This window comes from Streptomyces sp. NPDC107454, from assembly GCF_055582885.1.
The window spans coordinates 91,166-113,742 of the sequence record NZ_JBVJPA010000016.1; the positions used below are offsets into that span (position 1 = coordinate 91,166).

21 protein-coding genes are annotated in these 22,577 nt (G+C 70.0%); 8 read left to right on the plus strand and 13 right to left on the minus strand.

The features are described 5' to 3' along the window. Positions 1-142 precede the first annotated feature (142 nt). Complete coding sequence (locus ACZ69M_RS36460; RefSeq protein ID WP_470056784.1) at positions 143-1,051, plus strand: RNA polymerase sigma factor SigF; 909 nt, start codon at positions 143-145, stop codon at positions 1,049-1,051. Positions 1,052-1,546: 495 nt separating this feature from the next. Beyond that, the gene (locus ACZ69M_RS36465) at positions 1,547-1,837 is read left to right on the plus strand and encodes a hypothetical protein (RefSeq protein WP_308435117.1); all 291 of its coding nucleotides are present in this window, start codon (positions 1,547-1,549) and stop codon (positions 1,835-1,837) included. 45 nt (positions 1,838-1,882) lie between these two features. On the opposite strand, the gene ACZ69M_RS36470 is transcribed toward ACZ69M_RS36465, so the two are convergent. After that, positions 1,883-2,080 carry a hypothetical protein gene (locus ACZ69M_RS36470; protein WP_352050473.1) on the minus strand — a complete coding sequence of 66 codons (198 nt, stop codon included), beginning with the start codon at positions 2,078-2,080 and terminating at the stop codon, positions 1,883-1,885. Positions 2,081-2,542: 462 nt separating this feature from the next. Between ACZ69M_RS36470 and ACZ69M_RS36475 the strand changes: the two genes are divergently transcribed. The 4 genes from ACZ69M_RS36475 (at position 2,543) to ACZ69M_RS36490 (ending at position 7,024) form a co-directional block, all read left to right on the plus strand. After that, positions 2,543-3,034: a MarR family winged helix-turn-helix transcriptional regulator gene (locus tag ACZ69M_RS36475; RefSeq protein ID WP_352050472.1), complete on the plus strand. Its 492-nt coding sequence runs from the start codon at positions 2,543-2,545 to the stop codon at positions 3,032-3,034. Between the two features lie 90 nt (positions 3,035-3,124). Continuing rightward, on the plus strand, positions 3,125-5,584 hold the full coding sequence (locus ACZ69M_RS36480; protein ID WP_470056786.1) for an MFS transporter: 2,460 nt from the start codon (positions 3,125-3,127) through the stop codon (positions 5,582-5,584). A gap of 106 nt (positions 5,585-5,690) precedes the next feature. After that, positions 5,691-6,512: a YceI family protein gene (locus ACZ69M_RS36485; protein WP_470056788.1), complete on the plus strand. Its 822-nt coding sequence runs from the start codon at positions 5,691-5,693 to the stop codon at positions 6,510-6,512. Between the two features lie 41 nt (positions 6,513-6,553). Beyond that, positions 6,554-7,024, plus strand: coding sequence for a PPOX class F420-dependent oxidoreductase (locus ACZ69M_RS36490; protein ID WP_403700401.1), 471 nt, complete (start codon positions 6,554-6,556; stop codon positions 7,022-7,024). Positions 7,025-7,057: 33 nt separating this feature from the next. On the opposite strand, the gene ACZ69M_RS36495 is transcribed toward ACZ69M_RS36490, so the two are convergent. The 10 genes from ACZ69M_RS36495 to ACZ69M_RS36540 all read right to left on the minus strand — a co-directional run bounded on the left by ACZ69M_RS36495 (position 7,058) and on the right by ACZ69M_RS36540 (position 18,709). Then, positions 7,058-7,831: a TetR/AcrR family transcriptional regulator gene (locus tag ACZ69M_RS36495; RefSeq protein ID WP_470056790.1), complete on the minus strand. Its 774-nt coding sequence runs from the start codon at positions 7,829-7,831 to the stop codon at positions 7,058-7,060. Positions 7,832-7,882: 51 nt separating this feature from the next. After that, on the minus strand, positions 7,883-9,388 hold the full coding sequence (locus tag ACZ69M_RS36500) for an MFS transporter (RefSeq protein WP_470056792.1): 1,506 nt from the start codon (positions 9,386-9,388) through the stop codon (positions 7,883-7,885). 122 nt (positions 9,389-9,510) lie between these two features. Then, a complete protein-coding gene (locus tag ACZ69M_RS36505) occupies positions 9,511-11,787 on the minus strand; it encodes an ArnT family glycosyltransferase (RefSeq protein ID WP_470056794.1) in 2,277 nt (758 codons plus the stop codon). Further along, entirely contained in the window at positions 11,784-13,316 is a 1,533-nt protein-coding gene (locus ACZ69M_RS36510) for a bifunctional glycosyltransferase family 2/GtrA family protein (protein ID WP_470056796.1), read from the minus strand. Before ACZ69M_RS36510 ends, ACZ69M_RS36505 begins: the two co-directional genes overlap by 4 nt. A 14-nt stretch (positions 13,317-13,330) precedes the next feature. Further along, positions 13,331-14,941 carry a sensor histidine kinase gene (locus ACZ69M_RS36515; protein ID WP_470056798.1) on the minus strand — a complete coding sequence of 537 codons (1,611 nt, stop codon included), beginning with the start codon at positions 14,939-14,941 and terminating at the stop codon, positions 13,331-13,333. Further along, positions 14,938-15,678 (minus strand): response regulator transcription factor, encoded by a 741-nt coding sequence (locus tag ACZ69M_RS36520; protein ID WP_054235077.1) that lies wholly within the window; start codon positions 15,676-15,678, stop codon positions 14,938-14,940. The genes ACZ69M_RS36515 and ACZ69M_RS36520 overlap by 4 nt, the downstream gene beginning before the upstream one ends. Positions 15,679-15,813: 135 nt before the next feature. After that, positions 15,814-16,755, minus strand: a complete 942-nt coding sequence (locus ACZ69M_RS36525) for an amidohydrolase family protein (RefSeq protein ID WP_470057040.1) — start codon at positions 16,753-16,755, stop codon at positions 15,814-15,816. A 127-nt stretch (positions 16,756-16,882) separates the two neighbouring features. Continuing rightward, positions 16,883-17,236, minus strand: a complete 354-nt coding sequence (locus ACZ69M_RS36530; RefSeq protein WP_470056800.1) for an antibiotic biosynthesis monooxygenase family protein — start codon at positions 17,234-17,236, stop codon at positions 16,883-16,885. Between the two features lie 149 nt (positions 17,237-17,385). Next, positions 17,386-18,255, minus strand: a complete 870-nt coding sequence (locus ACZ69M_RS36535; RefSeq protein WP_470056802.1) for a DUF2797 domain-containing protein — start codon at positions 18,253-18,255, stop codon at positions 17,386-17,388. A gap of 85 nt (positions 18,256-18,340) precedes the next feature. Then, a complete protein-coding gene (locus ACZ69M_RS36540; protein ID WP_470056804.1) occupies positions 18,341-18,709 on the minus strand; it encodes an HGxxPAAW family protein in 369 nt (122 codons plus the stop codon). Between the two features lie 111 nt (positions 18,710-18,820). On the opposite strand from ACZ69M_RS36540, the gene ACZ69M_RS36545 reads away from it, so the two are divergent. After that, on the plus strand, positions 18,821-19,300 hold the full coding sequence (locus tag ACZ69M_RS36545) for a MarR family winged helix-turn-helix transcriptional regulator (protein WP_352050461.1): 480 nt from the start codon (positions 18,821-18,823) through the stop codon (positions 19,298-19,300). 108 nt (positions 19,301-19,408) lie between these two features. Here ACZ69M_RS36545 and ACZ69M_RS36550 read toward each other — a convergent pair whose 3' ends face one another. After that, the gene (locus ACZ69M_RS36550) at positions 19,409-20,509 is read right to left on the minus strand and encodes a BRO-N domain-containing protein (protein WP_470056806.1); all 1,101 of its coding nucleotides are present in this window, start codon (positions 20,507-20,509) and stop codon (positions 19,409-19,411) included. Positions 20,510-20,843: 334 nt separating this feature from the next. On the opposite strand from ACZ69M_RS36550, the gene ACZ69M_RS36555 reads away from it, so the two are divergent. Next, entirely contained in the window at positions 20,844-21,506 is a 663-nt protein-coding gene (locus ACZ69M_RS36555) for a hypothetical protein (protein ID WP_470056808.1), read from the plus strand. Between the two features lie 166 nt (positions 21,507-21,672). On the opposite strand, the gene ACZ69M_RS36560 is transcribed toward ACZ69M_RS36555, so the two are convergent. After that, positions 21,673-22,371, minus strand: coding sequence for a calcium-binding protein (locus tag ACZ69M_RS36560; RefSeq protein WP_470056809.1), 699 nt, complete (start codon positions 22,369-22,371; stop codon positions 21,673-21,675). Positions 22,372-22,577 lie beyond the last annotated feature (206 nt).

Below are 22,577 nucleotides of genomic sequence, written 5' to 3' on the forward strand. Positions count from 1 at the left end.
CATGTCACTACAGCGTGTTGCCGACATGTGACATTCTGCCGGAAGAGCGTTTGGCGCAGCCCCGCCTCCGGTATTCAGGTGGAGGCTGCGTTCCTCCGACGGGAGCGTCCGCCGCTACCGTCCGCGACCCAAAGGGGGTGGCATGTCCGCAGACCAGGGCAGCTCGAAGGTGCTCACGCTCACGAAGAGCGAATCCGCGCCCGACGCGCTTCACGATGTCCCGGCCCTCCCGGCCCCCGATGCCGCTCCGGCCATCGAAGCCGTCCCGGCGGCCCCCGAGACATCGGGAGCCATCGACACCCGCACCCTGTCCCGCTCCCTGTTCCTGCGGCTCGCCGCACTCGGCGAGAACAGCCCCGAGCGTGCCTACGTCCGGGACACCCTCATCGAGCTCAACCTCCCGCTCGTGCGGTACGCGGCAGCCCGCTTCCGCTCCCGCAACGAGCCGATGGAGGACATCGTCCAGGTCGGCACCATCGGCCTGATCAAGGCGATCGACCGCTTCGACTGCGAACGCGGTGTGGAGTTCCCGACGTTCGCGATGCCGACGGTCGTGGGCGAGATCAAGCGGTTCTTCCGTGACACCTCGTGGTCCGTCCGCGTCCCGCGGCGCCTCCAGGAGCTGCGCCTGGCCCTCACCAAGGCCAGCGACGAGCTCTCCCAGAAGCTCGACCGCTCGCCGACCGTCGCCGAACTCGCCGCGGTCCTGGGCGTGTCGGAGGAGGACGTCGTCGACGGCCTCGCGGTCGGCAACGCCTACACGGCCTCCTCCCTCGACTCCCCGGCCCCCGAGGACGACGGCGGCGAGGGCTCCCTCGCGGACCGCCTCGGCTACGAGGACACGGCCCTGGAGGGCGTCGAGTACCGCGAGTCGCTGAAGCCGCTGCTCGCCAAACTCCCGCCCCGCGAGCGCCGGATCATCATGCTGCGCTTCTTCGCCAACATGACCCAGTCGCAGATCGGCGAGGAGGTCGGCATCTCGCAGATGCACGTCTCCCGCCTTCTCACCCGCACCCTGGCCCAGCTCCGCGAGGGCCTGATCTCCGACTGAGACCTCCCGCGCTCAACCCTTCATAATTGACGGATCGTCAGCCACACTGGCGCGATGCGTCGAGCGACTTGGCTCCATGGCCGTCGAGGCGCCCTGGTGGGCGCCTCGACGGCTGTTGTCTGCCTGGGTGCGGTTCTGGCCGCGTGCGGGGACGGGGGGAGCGGTGGCGGATACGTGGCGGTGGGGGCGCCGGCCGGTTCGGGGCCCGTGGCGGCCCCGACCGGGGACGTCTCGCTGACCCCACTGCCGGAGTCCACGCCACCCGCGGAAGCCGCCAAGGGAGCCTCTCGGCAGGGCGGTTCACCCTCGCAGTCCGCGCTTTCCGCTTCGCCCGGCACGGCGACGGGCCCCGGTGACGACAACTCGCCCCCTACGGGCGCCGGTTCGGGCGCGGCGTCGGCGCCCTCCGCTCGACCGACCGCGGGCTCCACAGCAGGTACCGGTCCCCCCGGCCTCCCCAGTACCCCCGGCCCTCCCGGTCCCGCCGTTCTCGACGTGAGCGAGCCCGCGCGGGAGGCCACGGACAAGCGCTGGTGCGAGAAGGTGACGGTCTCTTTCCGCAACACCGGTGGCAGCGCCGTGCGTTCGGGCACGGTGACCCTCGGGACGCACATCATCGGGGCGCTCGGCATCGACTGGGCGACGATCGACTCGACGCGGGATCTGCCCGTGCCGATCGCGGCCGGAGCGGGCAGCACAAAGACCTGGACGGTGTGCGTCGACGACTGGCGCGTGCCGCTCGGCATGCACATCGAGACGCGGGACGTGTCCGTCCAGTGGAAGTGACCCGCCTCCACCGGTCCTACCGGCGGGGCGGGCGGGTTGTTGCCCTTACGCCAGCGCGAGCCACGCCACGGCGGCGACGACCACCACGGCGACGACGATGCCGATGATCAGGCCGATGCGGGGGCCCGCCGGGGCGGCCGCCTGCTGCTGCCGGGCCTGGGGGCCCTCGTCGACGAAAGCGCGGAACATCTGGGTGCTACCCGCGGGGTCGTAGTTGCCCTCGGGGCCCTGGGTGTTTGCCATGGCCCAGGACCCTAGCGAATACCTGCCCCCTACCCAAGTGCCGGGTTCCCCTCGCCCTCCCGTTCCCCGGTTCCGGACGCCCAGCGCATCGACCCGAAGGACACCCGCCCCACCCACCAGGCAGCAAGAAGCCTCACCGGCCGCCGGAGCACAGTGCCGGTCAAGGATCGGATTCCCAGCCGCCGGCAAGGCACAGGCGCAGGCAAGGCGCAGGGCCGGACAGTCCGGCCACCACCCCGCCCACCCCATCCCGCCCGGCCCGGCCCCGCCCCGCCCCGCCCCGCGAAGGACACGTTCCGTCGATCCACAGCGGCTTCAAAGCCACACACGCCACTCACCAGCAGGTTTACATTCGCCAATACTTGCCTTTGCCATCTTTTTAGCCCAGCGGCGGCGATATCGTTTGCCTGCAGCAACCAACTGGATTTATGGTTGCCCCAAGCAACGAAACCAGGAGGGGTGATGGCCGAGCAGGCGCAGTACGAGGAATTGGCTCGTCAGCTCAGTGCCATCGGTGCCGTGAAGCGGGAGCTCGGGCGGATCCTGCCGCACGACTGCCCCGCGGGCTCCGCCGCCGTACTGACCCTCCTCGGCCGGCACGGCGACATGCGGATGAGCAAGCTCGCCGAGCTGCTCGCCGTGGACATGTCGGTGACCAGCCGCCACGTCGCCCACGTCGCCGACCGGGGCTGGATCGAACGCCTCCCCGACCCCGCCGACAAACGCTCCCGCATCCTGCGCCTCACCGACGCGGGACGCGAGCAGCTCACCGAGCTCTCCCACCGCTCCTCGCGGCTGTTCGCCGACCGGCTGAGCGACTGGTCCGACCACGAGGTCGGCCTGCTCATCCACCTGATGGGCCGGCTGCGCGAGAGCTTCGGCGACTGCCGTGCCGTACCCCGGCCGCCCTACGTGCCGGAAGCAACCGAACTGACCACCCGTACACCCGCGTAAGACAAGAGAAGGAAGCCCATGGCAACGACCACACCAGCCGGTGTGCGGGCTCACGCCAAGCACGGAGGTGGACCCTCCGACGGCGCTCCGATGACACACCGCCAGATCATGGAGGCCCTCTCCGGGCTGCTGCTCGGTATGTTCGTCGCGATCCTGTCGTCGACGATCGTCACCAACGCACTCCCCGAGATCATCGGCGACCTGGGCGGCGGCCAGTCCGCCTACACCTGGGTCGTCACGGCCTCGCTGCTGGCCATGACCGCGACCACGCCTCTGTGGGGCAAGCTCTCCGACCTGTACAGCAAGAAGGCGCTCGTACAGATAGCCCTCGTCATATACGTGCTGGGCTCGGCCGCCGCCGGTCTGTCCCAGAACCCCGGCATGCTCATCGCCTGCCGTGTCGTCCAGGGCGTCGGCGTCGGCGGTCTGTCCGCCCTCGCCCAGATCGTCATGGCGGCGATGATCTCCCCGCGTGAGCGCGGACGTTACTCCGGCTACCTCGGCGCGACCTTCGCTGTCGCAACGGTCGGCGGCCCGCTGCTCGGCGGTGTCATCACCGACACCTCGTGGCTCGGCTGGCGCTGGTGCTTCTACGTCGGCGTGCCGTTCGCGGTCATCGCGCTGATCGTGCTGCAGAAGACCCTGCACCTGCCCACCGTGAAGCGGGACGTGAAGGTCGACTGGGGCGGCGCGTTCTTCATCTCCGCCGCGGTCTCGCTGCTGCTGGTCTGGGTCACCTTCGCCGGTGACAAGTACGACTGGATATCGGGGCAGACGTACGCGATGGTCGGCGGCGCGATCGTCCTCGGCCTGCTGTTCGTGCTCGTCGAGTCCAAGGCGAGCGAGCCGATCATCCCGCTGCGGCTGTTCCGCAACCGCACCATCACCCTCTCCTCCCTCGCCTCGCTCTTCGTGGGCGTCGCGATGTTCACCGGCACCGTCTTCTTCAGCCAGTACTTCCAGCTGGCCCGGGACAAGTCCCCGACGATGTCGGGCGTCATGACCATCCCGATGATCGGCGGCCTGTTCATCGCCTCCACGGTCTCCGGCCAGGTCATCACCAAGACCGGCCGGTGGAAGTACTGGCTGGTCAGCGGCACCGTCCTGATCACCGCGGGCCTGGGCCTGCTGGGCACCATCCGCTACGACACGGCCTACTGGCACGTCGCGATCTTCATGGCGCTGCTCGGTCTCGGCGTCGGCATGACGATGCAGAACCTGGTGCTGTCCACGCAGAACCAGGTGGCCCCGTCCGACCTCGGCTCGGCCAGCTCCACGGTGACGTTCTTCCGCTCCCTCGGCGGTGCGATCGGCGTCTCCGCGCTCGGCGCGATCATGTCCACCCGGATCTCGGACTACGTCAAGGACGGCCTGGCCGGCATCGACCCCAAGTACGCGGCCGCCGCGTCCGGCTCCGGCTCCGGCACCATCCCGAACATGGACGCGCTGCCCGCCCCGCTGCGCACCGTCCTGGAGAGCGCCTACGGTCACGGCATCGCGGACGTCTTCATGATCGGCTCCGCCCTGGCGCTGCTCGCCTTCCTCATCGTCCTCTTCATCAAGGAGGTCCCGCTGCGGACCTCGGGCGCGCTGGCCCAGGCCGCGGAGGCGAAGGCGGAGGCCACCGCGCCGGAGGCTTCGGCCGCCGCCGAGGTACCCGCCGCCGACGAGAGGATCCCGAGCTGGGCGGCCGTCGCCGAGACGAGCCTCGCGACCGGACCCGAGGGCACGCAGCAGCTCGCCGCCGTCGCCACCGCGACGCGGGAGAGCGCCCCGCTGCCCGCCTCCGGCGGCATCCCCGTCCGCGGTCACGTCCGCGGCGCCGAGAGCGCCCCCGTCCCGCAGGCCGCGGTCACGCTGATCTCGCTCGCGGGACGGCAGCTGGGCCGGTCGGTGGCGCAGGCCGACGGCTTCTACACGGTGGACGCGCCCGGCACGGGCTCGTACGTCCTGATCGCCTCCGCCGACGGCTTCCAGCCGCAGGCCTCGACGATCATCGTCAACGACGAGCCGGTGGCGTACGACATCCTGCTGAGCGGCACGAGCGGGCTGAGCGGATTCGTCCGGGCCGCCGGGACCGCCACCCCGGTCAAGGACGCCATGGTGATCGTGACCGACGTCCGCGGTGACGTGCTGGCCACCGGGACCACCGGTGAGCAGGGCCAGTTCACCTTCGCCGAACTGGTTCCGGGCCCGGTGACCATCGCGGTGAACGCGGCCGGCCACCGCCCGCAGGCCCTCACCGTCGAGGTCGGCGGCGCCGGGGTCACCCGGGTCGAGATCGAGCTCAGCGCGGGCGCCCAGCTCCAGGGCGTCGTACGGGCCCCCGGCGGCCCCCTGGGCGACGCCCGGGTCACGCTGGTCGACGCGGCCGGCAACGTGATCGGCACCGCCAGGACCGGCACGGACGGCGCGTACGCCTTCACCGACCTGGACGGTGGCGAGTACACCGTCATCGCGACGGGTTACCCCCCGGTGGCGACGGCTCTCACGGTCACCGGCCGTGGCGTCGACGACCACGACATCACCCTCGCCCACCCCGGCGAGTAGTCGATACCCCGGCCCGTGGGGACGCGCGCACTCTGAGCGGAGGTGCGCCCCCCACGGGCCGGCTTCATTGCGACCAATTTTTAGTGCTTTGCAGGGAGAAAACGGGATGGGACTGACCGCACGGATTCGCACGCGGGACGGATGGGCCGTGTCGCACGCGGTCGTCACGGTGACCGACATGACCGGGACGCAGGTGCTGCGCGCCGAGGCGGACACCGAAGGAGCCGTGCACGACCAGACCCCCCTCACACCCGGCGCGTACACCGTGATCGTGACCGCGGTCGGGTACGCGCCCGCCGCCTCCAGCGCGATCGTCACGGTGAGCGGCCGGGCCGAGATCGGCAACGTGACCCTCGCCCGCCAGGGCGGCAACGAACTGCCGCCGCCCGGACCCTGGACCGTCGACCCGGCGCACTCCTCCGTCGGCGCCGTCGCGCAGCACCTGGGCATCTCCAGCGTGCACGGCCGTTTCACGGACTTCTCCGCGACGATCGAGATCGCCCCGGACGACGTGTCCAAGTCCCGCGTCGAGGCCGTGATCTCCGCGGCCTCGATCGACACCGGCAACGGCATGCGCGACACCCACCTGAAGTCCCCCGACTTCCTCGACGTCGAGACGTACCCGCAGATCACCTACCGCTCGACCGGCCTGACCCCGGCCGGCTCCGACCGCTGGACCGTCCACGGCGAACTCACCATGCGCGGCATCGCCCGCCCGGTCGACCTGGACCTCGCCTACCTGGGTACGGGCGGGGACCCCTGGGGCGGCACGCGGGCCGCCTTCCGGGCGACGACCGAACTCCACCGCGAGGACTTCGCCATGAACTACAACCAGGTCATCCAGGCAGGCATCTCGGCGATCGGCACCACGCTGAAGGTGGAACTGGACATCCAGGCGGTACAGGGAGTGCCCCTCCCGCAGGCGTGAGGTGAGCGCGCCTTCCCGGCGGGCGGCCTAGGCTGAGTCACATGGCACCGAACATCGCTACGAACACCGCCGTGTCCCTGGACGAACTGCTCGACTTCGTACGCCCCCGCCACCGCGCCATCCTGTTGACCCGGAGGGCGGACGGCAGCCCCCAGGGCTCCCCCCTGACCTGCGGGGTCGACGACGCCGGGCGGATCGTCGTCTCGACCTACCCCGAACGCGCGAAGACCCGTAACGCCAAGCGGGACGAGCGGGTCAGCCTGATCGTGCTGAGCGACGAGTGGAACGGCCCCTGGGTCCAGATCGACGGCACGGCCGAGGTCGTCGACTCCCCCGAATCCGTCGAGCCGCTCGTCGAGTACTACCGGAACATCGCGGGCGAACACCCGGACTGGGACGAGTACCGGGAGGCCATGCGCAAGCAGGGCAAGTCGATCATCCGGGTCACGCCGGTGAAGTGGGGCCCGGTCGCGACAGGCGGCTTCCCGGCCCGACTGACACCCCAGGAGTGACCCAGGAACGGCCGAGGAGGAGCGGGACGGGCCCTAACCCCGGGCCACCATCGTCTCGATCCCCGCGATCAGCGTTTCCAGCGCGAACGTGAAGTCCCGCTCCCGCATCTCCTCGACCGTGTCACCGCCGCGGGCCTCCATGAGGTCCGCGGCGTTCTCGAAGTTGGCGGAGAACTGCGGCTGTTCGCCGATCGTGCTCATGGCCTGACGGAAGTACTCGTCCTGGGTCATCCCCGCCGAGGCGCAGCGCTGCACGAAGTGGCCCTCGATGGTGCCGAACCCGTACACGAACTGGAAGACCGCCGAGAGCGCGCCCATCTGGCCGTGCCGGGGCAGGCCGGTGTTGCGGATCACCTGCTGGACGCAGAGCGAGAAGGCCATGGAGTGCGGGCCGATGTTCAGGAAGGTCCCGATCAGCGGGGACACCCAGGGGTGGCGGACCAGCAGCGCGCGGTAGCCGGTGGCGAGGGAGCGGAGCTGGTCGCGCCAGTCCTCTCCCGACTCCGCGTCGGGCAGCTCCAGTTCACCGAAGACCGCGTCGAGGGCGAGTTCGAGCAGGTCGTCCTTGGTGTCGACGTACCAGTACACGGACATCGCGGTGACGTTCAGCTCGGCGGCCAGCCGGCGCATGGAGAACTTCGTCATGCCCTCGGCGTCCAGCAGCCGTACGGTGACCTCGGTGATCCGGTCCCGGTCGAGTCCCGACGGCTGCCCGCCTCCGCGCGCCGCAGCGCCCCGGGGAGCCCTGCCCTCCAGCCAGACACTGGTCCGCGCCGGACGCTCGGCACGGTCGGCTGCCCTCACCATGGCGCACCTTCCTCGGAACTCGGAACTCGAAACTCTGATGCTAAGCGGGCGCTACACCGACACCGCCACCGCGGAGTCTGCCCTCTCCGCACGTCGTAGCAACGCCGCGGCCAGCAGTCCACCGAGAAGGACGGCCGCCGCGCCCACCAGTTGGCTGGTCTCCAGCCCCGACGAGAACGCGTCGGTGATCCGCCCGCGCTCCTCCTGCGAACCCGCCGAGGCCAGCGCCGCCGGGAGCGAGGCCGCCGCCACCGGAATCAGCGCCGCGAACCGGGAGTTGAGGATCGCCCCGAGCACCGCCACGCCGAGGCCGTTGCCGAACTCGGCGAGCGTGCCGTTGATGCCCGCGCCCACGCCCGCCTTCTCCGGCGGAATCGCGCTCATGATGGCGTGTGCCATGGCCGGGTTGGCCACGGCGGCGCCCGCGCCGATCAGCAACAGCCCGAGCAGTGTGCCGCCGTAGCCGTGCGCGGCGAGCATGGCGATCGACACCAGTCCGGCCGACATCAGCGTCATGCCGAGCGCGATCGACACCGGAGTGCCGAGTCTCGCCGTCCACTTCGCCGAGAGGCCCGAGAAGTTCAGCGCCACGACCGCGAGCGCGAGCGGCGCCGTACGCAGTCCGGCTTCCAGGGGGCCGTATCCCAGGACGAATTGGAGGTGCTGGGTGAGGAGGAAGAGGGCCCCGCCCATGCCGAAGGTGATGAGGACGGCTCCCGCGACGGCTCCGGTGAAGCGCCGGTCGCGGAAGAAGTGCAGGTCGAGCATGGGGTACGGGATCCGGCTCTCCCAGTACGCGAAGGCGGCCAGCACCAGCACGGCGATCGCGTCCGTGGCCAGGACCCGGCCCGACGTCCAGCCGTGTTCCGGGCCGGAGATGATCGCGTACACGAGTGCGGTCATGCCGATCGTGGAAAGCAGCGCTCCCAGGAGGTCGGGGCGGTCCCCGCGCGGACTCTTCGACTCCGGTACGAGGGCCACCACCGCGGCGAGGCCCAGGGCCACCACCGGCAGGTTGATCAGGAAGATCGCGCCCCACCAGAAGTGGTTCAGTATGAAGCCGCCGAGGAGCGGTCCGGCCGCGAAGCCGAGGGCGTTGACGGCGCTCCAGATGCCGATGGCCTTCGGGTGCTCCGCGGGGGTGAAGACCTGCATGGCGACGGCGAGCGTGGTGGTCAGCAGGAGCGCGCCGCCGACGCCCATCCCGGCCCGTGCGGCGATCAGCTGGCCTGTGGAGTCAGCGAGTCCGGCCACCACCGAGCCGATCCCGAAGAGGACGAGCCCCGCAATCAGCATCTTCTTGCGGCCGTAGCGGTCGGCGGCACTGCCCGCCGTGAGCAGCAGCCCGGACTGCACCAGCGAGTAGGCGTTGATCATCCACTGGATGTCGGAGGTGGCCGCGCCCAGCTCCCGGGTGAGGGAGGGGATCGCGACGTTCAGGACGGTGTTGTCGAGCAGCACGGTCAGTTGGGCGAGGCAGATGACGCCGAGGATCAGCCAGCGCTGGGGGTGGCCTTGTGGCTGGTCCTCGGGGCGCCCTGGGGGAGTCGTCGACATGCTGTACACCGTAGAACAGTTCCCATACGGCGTACAACGCGGTTTTCCGGCGTACGAAAAGGGCGGTGTCCCGGAGCTGGATCGCTCCGGGACACCGGCCTGCGTACAGGACCTGCCGTCAGCTACTTGGCCGACTGCGTCAGGTCGTAGAAGGTGGCCGAACCGACCGTCACCTTCTTGAAGTTGGCCGTGACCCATGTGCTGATCTGGGAGGACGTGGAGGTGGTGGTGGAGGAGGAGTTGCCGCCGCCCATGCCGCCGCCCATGCTGCCGCCCGAGATGAAGTAGTGGATCTTGCCGTCCGTCACGTACTTCTTGAACTGGGCCAGTGTCGGGGACGGGTCGGTGCCGTTGAAGCCGCCGATCGCCATCACCGGCTTGCCGGTGGCGAGCTGGTAGCTCGCTGAGTTCTGGGAACCGATGGCCGCGGCCGCCCAGGTGTAGTCGTCCGCATTCGTCTCCAGCAGCTTCTTGGCCGCGGAGCTGACGGTCGCGCCGTTGAGCAGACCGCCCACGCCGCCACCGCCCATGCCGCCCTCGCCCATCGCGCCACCGCCGGGCATGCCGCCCTGCTGGTTCTGGCCCTGGGTGTTGCCGTTGCCCTGCTGGTTCTGACCAGGGAAGCCGCCGGTGCCACCGGTGCCGCCCGTGCCGCCCGTCGGGGGCTGGCCCATGCCGCCGCCCTGCTGGGTGGTGCCGTTGCCGCCCTGCTGGTTCTGGCCCTGGGTGTTGCCGCCACCGGGGAAGCCGCCCCGCATGCCGCCGCCACCGCCACCGGGACCACCCCGGCCCCCCATCATGCTGGCGCCCGCGGGACCGGCCGTGACGATCGAACCGGTGTGCCCGGTGTTCACCGTGGACAGCGTGTACGCCGTCGGGCCCGCGACCGAGGCCACGAAGCTCAGTCCGACCGCCGCGAGGGCCAGTTGACGGCCCAGCCTGGCCGCGAAGATCAGACCGAGCGCGCCGGCCAGACCGCCGATGAGGACCAGCCACTTCAGCCAGGGGAGGTAGGTGGGGGTGCGGTTGAGAAGGACGTATCCCCAGGCGGCGGTCGCGGTGACCGCGCCGGCGAGGGTGAGCGAGGCCCAGACCTTGCTCCGCTCCTCCCACAGCACCGTCGCGCCCATGCCGACGACGGCCGCGATGTAGGGGGCCAGGGCCACCGTGTAGTACTGGTGGAAGATGCCGGCCATGTAGCTGAAGATGACCGCCGTCATCAGCAGCGCGCCGCCCCAGGCGAGGAACGAGCTGCGCGTCAGGTCGGTCCGCCTGGCCTTGCGGGTGAGCACGATCCCCGCGACGAACAGGATCAGCGCGGCGGGCAGCAGCCATGCGATCTGGCTGCCGATCTCCGAGTTGAACATCCGGTTCCAGCCGGTCTCGCCCCACTGGCCGGTGCCACCGCCACCGCCGCCACCACCGACGCTGCCGGTCTCGTCGCCGTTGATACGGCCGAGGCCGTTGTAGCCGAAGGTCAGCTCAAGGAAGGAGTTGTTCTGCGAGCCGCCGATGTACGGGCGGGAGGACGCGGGCCACAGCTCCACGATCGCCACCCACCAGCCGCCGGCGACGACCATCGCCACCGCCGAAAGACCCAGCTGGGCGAACCGCTTCCTGAGCTGCACCGGCGCGCAGACCGCGTACACGACCGCGAGCGGCGGCAGGATCAGGAAGGCCTGCAGGGTCTTCGCGAGGAACGCGAAGCCGACCGCGACACCCGCCCAGACCAGCCACTTCGTCCGGCCGTCCTCCAGAGCGCGGACCACGCAGTAGACCGTGACGGTCATCAGCAGCGCGAGCATCGCGTCCGGGTTGTTGAACCGGAACATCAGCGCGGCGACGGGAGTGAGCGCGAGCACCGCACCCGCGATCAGACCGGCCGCTGGGCTGAAGCGACGGCGCAGGGCCCCGTACAGGACGCCGACCGTGGCGACGCCCATCAGCACCTCGGGGACGAGGATCGCCCACGAGTTGAGACCGAAGATCCGTACCGACAGGGCCATCGGCCACAGGGAGGCCGGGGGCTTGTCGACGGTGATGGCGTTGGCCGAGTCCAGCGAGCCGAAGAAGAAGGCCTTCCAGCTCTGGCTGCCGGCCTGGACGGCCGCGGAGTAGAAGGAGTTGGCGTACCCGGAGGCGCTCAGGTTGTAGAGGTAGAGCAGGCCGGTGGCGACGAGCAGGGCGAGGAAGGCGGGGCGCACCCAGCGCGGGTCCTCGGGCCGGCCGCGCCAGACGCGGTGGAAGAACGGCTGCTTGGGCTCACCGGACCGGGGGGCCGCGGTGGGCGGCGCCACGGGCTCCTGCAGAGCCGTCGAGCTCGGCGCTCCCCAGGAGAGCTCGGCGCCCCCGGAGGGGCTCGCGCCCCCCTGATGGCTCGTATCGGACTGAGTCGTCATCGTGCGTCCCTCGTGTCCCTCGGGTCGTGATCGTGCGGGCGCACCGCTTGCAGCTGCATGGTTGCGTCCCCCCAGGTGCGGTCCGCGGCTTCACCGGCGCGGAACTCGGTGGTCTGGTTGTGGTCGTAGTGGATGTACGGAGCTTGGGGCGCCGTCGCGTTCGGGCGCTGGGGCAGCGGCGTGTGCGGGTGCTGCTGGTGCGGGTGCTGCTGGTGCGCGGCCGTCGTCGTGCCGTAGGTGGGCGAGGACGGGTTGTGCGAGGCGACGACGGTCGAGGCCGCCGTCTCGTCACGCCGGTCCGGGAAGACCCAGGCGCGGAAGAGCAGGAACCGCAGCACGGTCGCCGCGAGGTTGGCGGCGATGAGCACCGCGAGTTCGGTGGAGTGCGCCGGGCTGCTCGTCGCCGCGTTCAGGGCGGCGAGCGAGCCGCTGGTGAGGGCGAGGCCGATACCGAAGACGACCAGGCCCTGCGCCTGGTGCCGGACCGCGCTGCCGCGACCGCGGACGCCGAAGGTCAGCCGGCGGTTGGCCGCGGTGTTGGCGACGGCCGACACCAGCAGGGCGAGCGCGTTGGCGATCTGCGAGCCGGAGAACGAGCGGAAGCCGCTGTACAGGAGCAGGTAGAAGAGGGTGGACAGGGCGCCCACCACGCAGAAGCCGACGAGCTGGCGGGCCAGGCCCTTGGGTACGTCCGTCAGGTCGCGGTCGCGCGGATCGTCCCCGAAGGGGCGCGCGAGCCGGTCGAGCGGGAGCGAACCGGTGGCGAGAGCGCGCCCCACGCGCCACACGCCCTTCAGGTCGTCGGTCGCCGTCTTCACGATGTGCACGGTCGAGTCCGGGTCGTCGACCCAGTCGACCGGCACCTCGTGGATGCGCAGTCCGGCGCGCTCGGCGAGCACCAGCATCTCGGTGTCGAAGAACCAGCCGGTGTCCTCGATCAGCGGCAGCAGTGCCTGGGCGACATCGCGGCGGATCGCCTTGAAGCCGCACTGCGCGTCCGAGAAGCGGGCCTGCAGCGAGCCGCGCAGGATCAGGTTGTAGGTGCGGCTGATGAACTCCCGCTTGGCACCGCGCACCACGCGCGAGCTGCGGGCGAGCCGGGAGCCGATCGCGAGGTCGGAGTGGCCCGAGATCAGCGGGGCCACCAGCGGGAGGAGGGCGTTGAGGTCGGTGGACAGGTCCACGTCCATGTAGGCGAGGATCGGAGCGTCCGAGGCCGACCACACGGTGCGCAGTGCGCGCCCACGGCCCTTCTGCTCAAGCCGGAAGGACCTGACTTCCGGTATCTCCGACTCCAGCCGTGCGGCCACCTGAGGGGTGGTGTCCGTCGAGGCGTTGTCCGCGACCGTGATGCGGAACGCGTACGGGAAGGTGCGCTTGAGATGCTCGTGCAGTCTCACCACACACGGCTGGAGATCCTTCTCCTCGTTGTAAACGGGGATCACTACGTCCAGGACAGGCGTACCGGCGGACCCGGCCGGGAGGTGCTCCCGCGCCGGCAGGTTGCCGGGAGAAGAGTCGGTTCGCATGCGAACGACTCTCGTCAAACGCCCTGTTGCACCCATGTGGTGGCGCTGTGCTGTGCCTGTGAGAACAGTTGCGCCTTTGTTTCCACGAACGGATCGACGGCGATCGCGGGCAAATGAAGGGTGAACACCGTCCGTCCGGGCATGCTGTCCACGGTGACGGCACCGCCGTGCGCGGCCGCGACGGCCTGCACGATGGCCAGTCCCAGGCCCGTCGAGCCGGAGGACCGGGAACGCGAGGAATCACCGCGTGCGAAGCGTTCGAAGACGCGCGGAAGCAGGTCGGGCGGGATGCCGGGCCCGTCGTCCTGGACGTCCACGCACAGCCATGGTCCGTGCCGGTGCACGCGTGCGGTGACGGTCGTACCGGGCGGGGTGTGCGTTCTGGCGTTCGCGAAGAGATTGACCATGACCTGTTGCAGCCGTGCTGCGTCCGCCAGGACCAGCGCGGGCTCCTCCGGCAGTTCGAGCCGCCAGTTGTGGTCGCGTCCGGCCGCCCGGGCGTCGCTCACGGCGTCGATGACGAGCGGTACGAGGTCGGTCTGGTCGTACTGGAGCGGGCGTCCGGCGTCCAGCCGCGCGAGCAGCAGCAGGTCCTCGACGAGCAGGGTCATGCGCCCGGCCTCGGACTCGATCCGGCCGAGGGCGTGCCGGGTGTCGGGCCCGGTCTCCTCGCGACCGCGTCTGGTCAGCTCGGCATAACCGCGGATCGACGCCAGCGGTGTACGCAGCTCATGACTCGCGTCCGCGACGAACTGCCGTACGCGCATCTCGCTCTGCTGGCGTGCGTGCAGGGCGCTGTGGATGTGGTCGAGCATGCGGTTGAGCGCGGCGCCGACCTGGCCGACCTCGGTGTGCGGGTCGGCCTCGGACTCCGGCACCCGCTCGTAGAGGGTGACCTCGCCGGTGTGCAGGGGGAGTTCCGAGACACGGGTGGCGGTGGAGGCGACCTTGCGCAGGGGGCGCAGGGCCATACCGACGATGGTCGCGCCCGCGAGGGACGCCGCGATGAGACCGGCAGCGGTGACGCTGACCTCGACGAGGATCAGGGTGTTGACGGTGTTGTTGACGTCCGAGGTCGGCACGGCGACGTAGTAGTTGCCGTTGTCGCCGCTCTTGTACTCGACGCGGTACTCACCCTCGCCGGGGATGTCCACGGTGTGCTTCTCGCCGTCCTGGGAAACGGAGCCGAGGGCCGCGAGCTGCGCCTTGGTGAGAGTCTTCGCGTTCATCTCGAGGTCGCTCGTGGACTTCTCACCGCGCTGGGCGTCGGTGATGGAACCGTTCACCACCTTGGCCGCGATGGTGCCCGGGGGCTGCGGACCCTTGGTGACGAAATCCTTGAGTTCGGGCGGGCGTGACTGCGCCCTCTGCCCACCAGGCACGCCGATGCCGTCCTTGGGCTGGTCGCCGGGCGGACCGAACGAGCCGGACGCGCGCGAGGCGACCTCGTTCAGCTGCCTGTCCAACTGGTCGTAAAGGTGGGATCGCAACGCAAGCGTCGTCACCGTACCGATCACCGCGCAGACCACGGCGATCAGCACCACGGACGCGACGACGAGCCGCGTCCGCAGCGTGCGCGGCTGTCGTCCTCGCCCCTGCTTACGCGGCCGTCGTCGTCCGCTCATGACGCCGCGGGCTTGATCAGGTAGCCGGCCCCACGCCTGGTGTGGATCATCGGCTCACGTCCGGCGTCTATCTTGCGGCGCAGGTACGAGATGTAGAGCTCGACGACGTTGGCCTGGCCGCCGAAGTCGTACGACCACACGCGGTCGAGTATCTGTGCCTTGCTGAGTACACGCCGGGGATTACGCATGAGGAACCGCAGGAGTTCGAACTCGGTCGCGGTGAGGTGGATGTTCTCCCCGGCACGCGAAACCTCGTGGCTGTCCTCGTCGAGGGTGAGGTCGCCGACGACGAGCACGGAGTCGGAACGCCGGTCGGCGGCACCGGAACGGCGGATCAGTCCGCGCAGCCGGGCCACGACCTCCTCGAGGCTGAAGGGCTTGGTGACGTAGTCGTCACCGCCGGCCGTCAGCCCCGCGATACGGTCCTCGACGGCGTCCTTGGCCGTGAGGAAGAGGACGGGCACGTCGGGCAGATCGCGGCGCAGGCGCCCCAGGACCGCGAGGCCGTCCATGTCCGGCAGCATCATGTCGAGGACGACGGCGTCGGGCCGGAACTCGCGCGCGGTCTGCACCGCACCCTGTCCGTCACCCGCGCTGCGGATCTGCCAGCCTTCGTAGCGAAGGGCCATGGAGAGCAACTCGGTGATCGACAGCTCGTCGTCCACTACCAGCACTCGGACGGGGCTCCCGTCCGGCCTCAGCAGTTCGGTGCGCCCCTGGGGCGAGGTCGTGGTCATAGCGGACACCTTGTCGGGGTCCTCTGAGAGCACGCTTTCGGGAACCTGTGATTTCCCTGAGAAACACACAGGTGCCTCTCAGGGAACTCCTGGGAAGATCACGAAGTTCCCGAAGGGCGTTCCAGGGCGCCCCGTTCAGGGAGTGATCGCGAAGAGACGAGCGCCGTTCTCGTAGCAGACGGCCCTCAGCCAGTCGTGTCCCAGCCCGAGCCGTTCGAGGGCGTGCAGCTGGTGTGCGTACGGATAGGGGATGTTCGGGAAGTCGGTCCCCAGCAGGACCCGGTCACCCAGGGTGGCGAGCCGGGCCCTCGCCTCCCGCGGAAACGGCGCGAACCGCTCGCTGAAGTCCGTGAACGCCATCGTCGTGTCCAGCCGCACCTCCCCGTAGCGCTCCGCGAGGGCGAGGAAGTCCTCGTACTCGGGCATCCCCATGTGCGCCACGATCAGCCGCAGTCGGGGATGCCGGGCGAGGACACGGGCGACCGGCTCGGGCCCGGTGTGTTTGCCGGGCGCGGGACCGGACCCGCAGTGGATCACGACAGGGACCCCGGCCTCGGCGAGCAGCCCCCAGGTGGAGTCGAGGAGTCGATCACTCGGGTCGTACGCCCCCACCTGGACGTGCGCCTTGAAGACGCGGGCCCCTTGTTCCAGGGCCTCCCGCACATACCCCTCGACGCCCGGCTCGGGGAACAGGGTCGCGGTGTGCAGACAGTCGGGCGTCCGGCGGGCGAAGTCGACGGCCCAGGAGTTCAGCCACTGCGCCATGCCGGCCTTGTGCGGGTAGAGCATCGCGGTGAAGGCCCGCACCCCGAACTCCCTGATCATCGCGAGCCGTTCGCTCTCCTCCGCGCGGTAGGTGATGGGCCACTCGACGCCGCCGGTCAGCGGCCCGAGCGCGTCGAAGTAGTCCCACACCTTGTGCAGGACGCGCTCGGGCATGAAGTGCGTGTGGACATCGACGAGCCCCGGAAGCCCGAGCCGCTCCCAGAACCGCCGTACGTCTTCCCCGCCGGAGCCGTCAGTCCCGCCAGTCCCGCCGGACCCGTCAGTCCCATCAGTCCCGCCGAACCCGCCAATCCCATCAGTCCTATCAGTCCCGCCGGACCCGTCAGTCCCGCCAGTCCCGCCGGACCCGTCAGTCGCCCGCACGCTCGCTCCCGCCACTCCGCCCTACCTCCGTGCCTGCTCGGTCCCGATGCTCTGCTCAGTCCCCGGGAGTCCGCTCGAACCCATGGCTCCGCTCGACCTTGGCGATGTGCAGCGTGTAGCGCTCGTACCACTCGGCGCGGCCACGCCGCTGCGCCGCACGGTGCTCGGCGTGCCCGCTCCACGCCCTGATCGCGTCCGCGTCCCGGAAGTACCCGACGGTGATCGACAGGCCGCCCGGCGTGTGCGCCTGGTCCATGCCGAGGTAGCCCGGGATGTCCTTCACCAGCTCCTCCATGCGCTCGGCGGTCTCTCCGTACCCTCCGTCGTTGTCGGTCTTGACGGAGGTGAACACGGCGGCGTAGTAGGGGGGTTCGTAGGCTGCGACAGGTGTGACGGAGTGATCGCTCATGTGATCCACTGTCGGGCCGCGTGTCCCCATTCGTCCAGGTCCTTTCCGAACGGGATCCAAGAGGGATCCATCTCTTGACCCGCGGAGAACGGCATCCGCTCGGACACTCGGACTCGGGCACCCACAGGCGGGCACTCCGACCCGGGCACTCAGAAGAGCCCGTCCTGCCGCACACTCCTGTCCTCCCACTCCCTTACAGGAAACGTCAGTTGCTCACCCGTGACGGCGGTCAGCTCCCACCCGGTCATGAGCCGCGTATCGACCACGACGACCCCGCGCCCGGTCGCCAGATGCAGATCGGGCCCGGCCGCGGCGACCAGCTCCCCGCTCACCGCACCGCCCGCGACCAGCTCGCTCACGGCACCGACGGCGGGCGGGAGCCCTTCGAGCCCGAACACCCTGGTGTGATCGACGGCCTGGAAGGGCGCCCGTTCCAGGGACTCGGGCCACCCTTCGAGCTCCATGACCCGCGCGTGCAGCTCCCGGATCTCCTCGAGCCGCCCGGCCGCCCCCGGCAGCGCGGCCCGCACCGCCCGCTTCTCGGCGTACGGGATCCGGTCCGGCACCCGCAGCGCCGCCCGCAGCAGCTCCTCGGTCCGCCGCGCCGCCATCAACGGCCCCTGCCCCAGCCAGCTGAAGACGACAGCCCCCTGCTCCAGCAGCCGGGCCGACCCGCGTGCGGCCCCGGTGATCCCGACCTTGACCATGCCGGGCCCGAACCAGGCGAGGTACACGCGGTAGGGCCGCGGGTCGTCGGGCATCGTGTCGGCGGCCACGGAGTGCGCACGGTCCAGCCGCGCGCACTCCTCACAGCGGGCCCCCGCACTCCGCGCCGACACCACCGCCCGCACGGGACACGCATTCCCCCGCGCTCCCACACAGGTCCGTACGCCCCCGTCCACCACCCCAAAGGCCACCCGCTTCCCCCGGGACAGCGCACTGCCGCGCCCGCCGCCCCACATCAGCACGGGGCCGTCCGGCGACCATCGCAGACCCGAACATCTCCACGTCTGTGCCATCACTCACGAGCGTAGGCGTTGCCACCGACAACGGGGCCGGTGATCACGCCGCCTCCCGGGCCGCCGTCTGGATGCGGGCAGCCGTCTAGGTGGCGGACTCGGTCACGGGTTCACCACTCACAGGCCTACCGCCGACAGCCACGTCCGACCTGTTCGCGGGCCGCCCGCGCCCCGCCAGCCGGCACCCCACACACCCGGGGTGCCCCTGCCGCGCGCCTCGGTCCCTGACCCGCAGTCCCCACTCCGAGGTCGGCCGTCGCCCGGGCGGCTTGCCCCACCCGGCGAGATGGAGCACCCAGGTGACCAGCACGCTCGCGGCCACGACCGCCAGCCCGCCCCACTCGCCGAGGGCGTTGTCGGCGCAGACCCCCAGCCCGATGCCCGCCACCCCCACCGTGGCGATCCCGAATCCGATCCAGCCCGCGAGGGTGTGCCCCTCGTCATGCTTGCTCACGTATTGCCTCCCTCTGTCCGAACAGCGGAGTTTCGTGATGTGAGGGACTAGAATCCCTCATACGCTAAGAAATCTACCCCAGAAACATCTCACGCACTAAGGGAAATGCCCATGCAGCAGGGCACGCCGCGCCCACCCGCGACTCCGGCCCAGGCGCTGAGCGCCATGGACCACCTCATCGCGACGGGCATGATCGGCCAGCAGGAGATGGCCCAGCGGCTGAACCTGAACGTCACCGACCTCACGTGCTTCGGCTTCGTCCTGGAGGCGGGCGACACGCTGCTCACGGCCGGCGACCTCGCGGAGCGGGCCCATGTCACGACGGGCGCGGTCACGGGGATCCTCAACCGCCTCGAACGCGCCGACTACGTCACCCGCCGTCCCGACCCCGACGACCGCCGTCGCGTCCGCGTGGCCGCGAACCCGGACGCGGTCGCCCGCGTCAAGGCCCTCTACGAGCCGCACTACGCCCGTGTCACCGAACTCTTCTCCGACTACTCGCCCGCCGAAATCGCGGTCCTGTACGACTGGTTCACCCGTACGGGAAGGCTGATGGGCGAATACCTGGAGGAGCTACGGAAGGGCGAATGAGCCGGCGCGCCTTCACCTAACGTGGGGAGGGCCCGAAGCCGCAAGTATGGGATGCGACTTCGGGCCCTTCTCCTTCGTCCGACGCCCCCGGCATCCCCCGGCGTCCTCCTAAGGCAGCACGTACACCGGCGCCCCGTCCGCCGCGCACCCGCTCTGCTTCATGCATCCGCGCTTCAGCAGCATCCGCACACTGTCGTGCACGCGCTCCACCGTCAGCCCGGTTCGCCCGGCGATGTCCTCCAGCCGGTACTGCGCCTTCCCCCGCACAAGGGCGGGCGCGAGATACGCCGCCACGGCGTGCACATCCGCGGTGACGACAAGATTCCTCGCCTGCCACCCCGCCAGCAGTTCCTGCGGAGTCATCACCGGCGGCTTCCCGCCCCCGTCGGCCGCCCCCATCCGCCCCGCGATCCGGTCCAACGACTCGGCCACGCGTCCCAGGGCCGCCGCCATCGCGTCCTGACTCCGGGCAATCGCCTCCTGGCCGCGAGCGATCACCTCCTGACCCCGAATGATCATTTCCTGACTGCGCGCCATCGCGCCCCGGCTCCGGGCCATGGCGCTCCGGTCGCCGTTCGACTCCCGCAACAGCTGATTCCTCTCAGCCATCAACTGCTCCCGTTGAGCCGCCAGCCGATTACTCTCGGCCATCAGTGCATTGCGCTCGGCCAGCATTTCGTTCCGGGCCGCGGCCCGTGCCGCGAACTCCTCGTCCGCCCGAATATTCCGCTCCTCGAGCCGCACAATGGCATCGGCGACCTCCTGGGGCACGACATAGGCGACGCCACCGCCGGAGGCGGGCTGTACGGGGGCCTGCTCGAGTTCGTAGCAGCCGTCGCGCTGGATGGTCACGACGACCTCGGCCACCCAGGCCTTGAAGGGCTCGCACTCGGGCTTGGTGCACCCGTTGACCAGTCTGACGAGCCCCTTCAGATTCACCATCTTCATCGACTTCTTGAGCCCGTGACCTGCAATCTTGCTCAATGCGTCTACTCCATAGACGCTTCGTGCAAGATCCTCGAGGCTCTGCTGGCAATCTTCCGCAACATGCCAGAGAAGGGCTTGGCGGGTGTTGGCGTAGCCGAGATCCTTGGCCACGTCCGCCGCCGGGAACCAGTGCTCCCCCTCGGCCGGCGTCAGCCTCCGCACCCGCGCCCCCGTCGCCGCGAACACGAAGTCATTGACGTCGATCGCGTCCTGCTCGTACATCGAGCATCACCTCCACGCCGGAAAATAGGCGAGGAAGCATGCAACTCCCGTAGAAATCAATGACGTTCACTCGATGGGCGACAGCAGGATCGATTCCCCGCAAGCGCCCTCACACGGAAAGCCCGGCGCGACGGCGTGCGGGCCGGGGATTGTGCTCGGACCGACGGCATCGGTCAAGTCCCGACTTCTCGCGTCACGTGATTCAGGGGCATGACCCGATTCCAAGGGCCGGGCCTAATGGACATATGCGATGCGCGGCTGGAAACCCGTAATTCGCAGACCCTTCATCAACCTGCTGTCCCCCCCTCCCCAATTCCACGGGATGTGAATTTCCATGACTCGCCGTTCCCCTTTCCAGCGACTTCTGCTGCTCACCGCCTCGACCACCGTGATCGCCGGAGGCGCGGTGCTGCCCAGCACCGCGATGGCCGCCACGGCGGCACCGCACACGGCCACCGTCACCACGGTCGCCTCCGATCACGACGTTCACCGTCAGCACGGCGGCCCCGCCTCCGCCGAGCAGTGGGTGGAGACCACCGACGCCGTGAGCGGCATCAAGTTCCGGCTCCCCGGAAAGCCCAAGGTCATGCGGTTCACCCAGGCCGTGGACGGAATGAACGGCCGCCTTTACAAGGTGAGGACCGATAACGGAGTCATCGTCTTCGCGGTCTTCGACCTGCCCTGCGCCAAGGGGGAGCTCGACGACGCTCTTCAGGGCTTGGTGGACGGCTTCAACACGGTCGCCCGGTCCCCCGAGCACAAGCTCTCCAGCACCGGCGTCCACAAGATCAAGGTCGACGGCCAGCCGGGCCTCGACGCGCGTCTGTCCGCCCCTGACGGCGCTACGGGCTCCGCCCGCCTGATCGCCGGCGACGCCCACTTCGTCCAGATGATCTCTCTCAGCCCGAAGGGGAAGGAGCAGCCCATGCAGGAGACGTACCGGCAACTCCTCGCGAGCGTCCACAACCCGCACACCCACGCCCCCCGTGCCGACTGACCCCCGCAAGACCGAGCGCTCCGACCACGACCGAACCGACAGCCCGTACTCCCCGAACGCCGGAGGCCCCGGATCCCTCCGGGGCCTCTGGACCGCCTGCGCGCCGTCTGCGCATCTGGCCCCGTTGGGTACGACACGCCCGGCGGCTGCCTTCAAACGGTTTGCGCTAGGGGTTGCATTGGGTGGCGCCTGCACCGGTGGAGGGGCGGACGCAGAAATCGATGCCGGGCCCACCGTCGTTGGTGTTCGTGCCGGGTCCGCCGTCGAGGGCGTCGTTGCCGTTCTGGCCGAGGAGGGTGTCGTTTCCGGCGGCGCCTTGGAGGACGTCACTGCCGTTGCCGCCCTCGATGCGGTCGTTGCCGTCGCCCCCGGTAAGGGCGTCGCTGCCGTCACCGCCGCACAGCAGGTCGTCGCCGCCCAGCCCGTTGATGGTGTCGCCACCGCCGAGCCCGAAGATCGCGTCTCGTGCCGGGGTGCCGATCAGGACGTTGGGCAGGTCGTTGCCGGTGATGACGTTGAAGCCTTGGGCCCGCAGATCGGCGGGGCTGGTGGCGCAGGTGGGGGCGGCGGGGGACTGCACAGTGAGTGTGAACTGCTGTGAGGCCGCAGGCACGTTCGGGTTGGGGTCGGTGGCCGTGACGGTCAACGTGAACGTGCCCTGTGCGGTGGGAGTGCCGGAGATCACTCCGCTGTCCGGGTCGAGACTCAGGCCGGGCGGCAGGGAGCCGGAAGTCACCGCGAAGGTGGGGTTCCCGGTGCCGCCGGTGGTCTGCAGGGTGGTGGAGTAGGCGACGTTCCGGGTCGCGTCAGGCAGCGGGCTCACCGTACTGAAGGCCAGGTCCTGGACCGTGTAGGCGATGGTCACCTGACCATTCGCGTCATGGGTTCCAACGGGCGAGGTGGAGTACGCGGTGCTGGTGCCCGTAGGGGCGGCGAAACTGCTGCCTCCACCGCCGCTCCCTCCACCGGCGGCACCCAAGGTGGTGGCCGAAGCACCCCCTCCACCACCGCCGAAGTAACCGCCTCCGCCACCTCCGCCGCCGGCAACGACAAGACCGGTGCCACAGCCGG

Excerpts from the sequence above, each read along its gene's own strand:
- ACZ69M_RS36505 (WP_470056794.1), bottom strand. The coding sequence starts at position 11,787 with ATGACGACTCAGTCCGATACGAGCCATCAGGGGGGCGCGAGCCCCTCC.
- ACZ69M_RS36535 (WP_470056802.1), bottom strand. The coding sequence starts at position 18,255 with ATGGCACAGACGTGGAGATGTTCGGGTCTGCGATGGTCGCCGGACGGC.
- ACZ69M_RS36490 (WP_403700401.1), top strand. The coding sequence starts at position 6,554 with ATGGCACCGAACATCGCTACGAACACCGCCGTGTCCCTGGACGAACTG.
- ACZ69M_RS36475 (WP_352050472.1), top strand. The coding sequence starts at position 2,543 with ATGGCCGAGCAGGCGCAGTACGAGGAATTGGCTCGTCAGCTCAGTGCC.
- ACZ69M_RS36500 (WP_470056792.1), bottom strand. The coding sequence starts at position 9,388 with ATGTCGACGACTCCCCCAGGGCGCCCCGAGGACCAGCCACAAGGCCAC.
- ACZ69M_RS36545 (WP_352050461.1), top strand. The coding sequence starts at position 18,821 with ATGCAGCAGGGCACGCCGCGCCCACCCGCGACTCCGGCCCAGGCGCTG.
- ACZ69M_RS36555 (WP_470056808.1), top strand. The coding sequence starts at position 20,844 with ATGACTCGCCGTTCCCCTTTCCAGCGACTTCTGCTGCTCACCGCCTCG.
- ACZ69M_RS36485 (WP_470056788.1), top strand. The coding sequence starts at position 5,691 with ATGGGACTGACCGCACGGATTCGCACGCGGGACGGATGGGCCGTGTCG.
- ACZ69M_RS36495 (WP_470056790.1), bottom strand. The coding sequence starts at position 7,831 with ATGGTGAGGGCAGCCGACCGTGCCGAGCGTCCGGCGCGGACCAGTGTC.
- ACZ69M_RS36480 (WP_470056786.1), top strand. The coding sequence starts at position 3,125 with ATGACACACCGCCAGATCATGGAGGCCCTCTCCGGGCTGCTGCTCGGT.
- ACZ69M_RS36530 (WP_470056800.1), bottom strand. The coding sequence starts at position 17,236 with ATGAGCGATCACTCCGTCACACCTGTCGCAGCCTACGAACCCCCCTAC.
- ACZ69M_RS36550 (WP_470056806.1), bottom strand. The coding sequence starts at position 20,509 with ATGTACGAGCAGGACGCGATCGACGTCAATGACTTCGTGTTCGCGGCG.
- ACZ69M_RS36515 (WP_470056798.1), bottom strand. The coding sequence starts at position 14,941 with ATGAGCGGACGACGACGGCCGCGTAAGCAGGGGCGAGGACGACAGCCG.
- ACZ69M_RS36470 (WP_352050473.1), bottom strand. The coding sequence starts at position 2,080 with ATGGCAAACACCCAGGGCCCCGAGGGCAACTACGACCCCGCGGGTAGC.
- ACZ69M_RS36460 (WP_470056784.1), top strand. The coding sequence starts at position 143 with ATGTCCGCAGACCAGGGCAGCTCGAAGGTGCTCACGCTCACGAAGAGC.
- ACZ69M_RS36520 (WP_054235077.1), bottom strand. The coding sequence starts at position 15,678 with ATGACCACGACCTCGCCCCAGGGGCGCACCGAACTGCTGAGGCCGGAC.
- ACZ69M_RS36510 (WP_470056796.1), bottom strand. The coding sequence starts at position 13,316 with ATGCGAACCGACTCTTCTCCCGGCAACCTGCCGGCGCGGGAGCACCTC.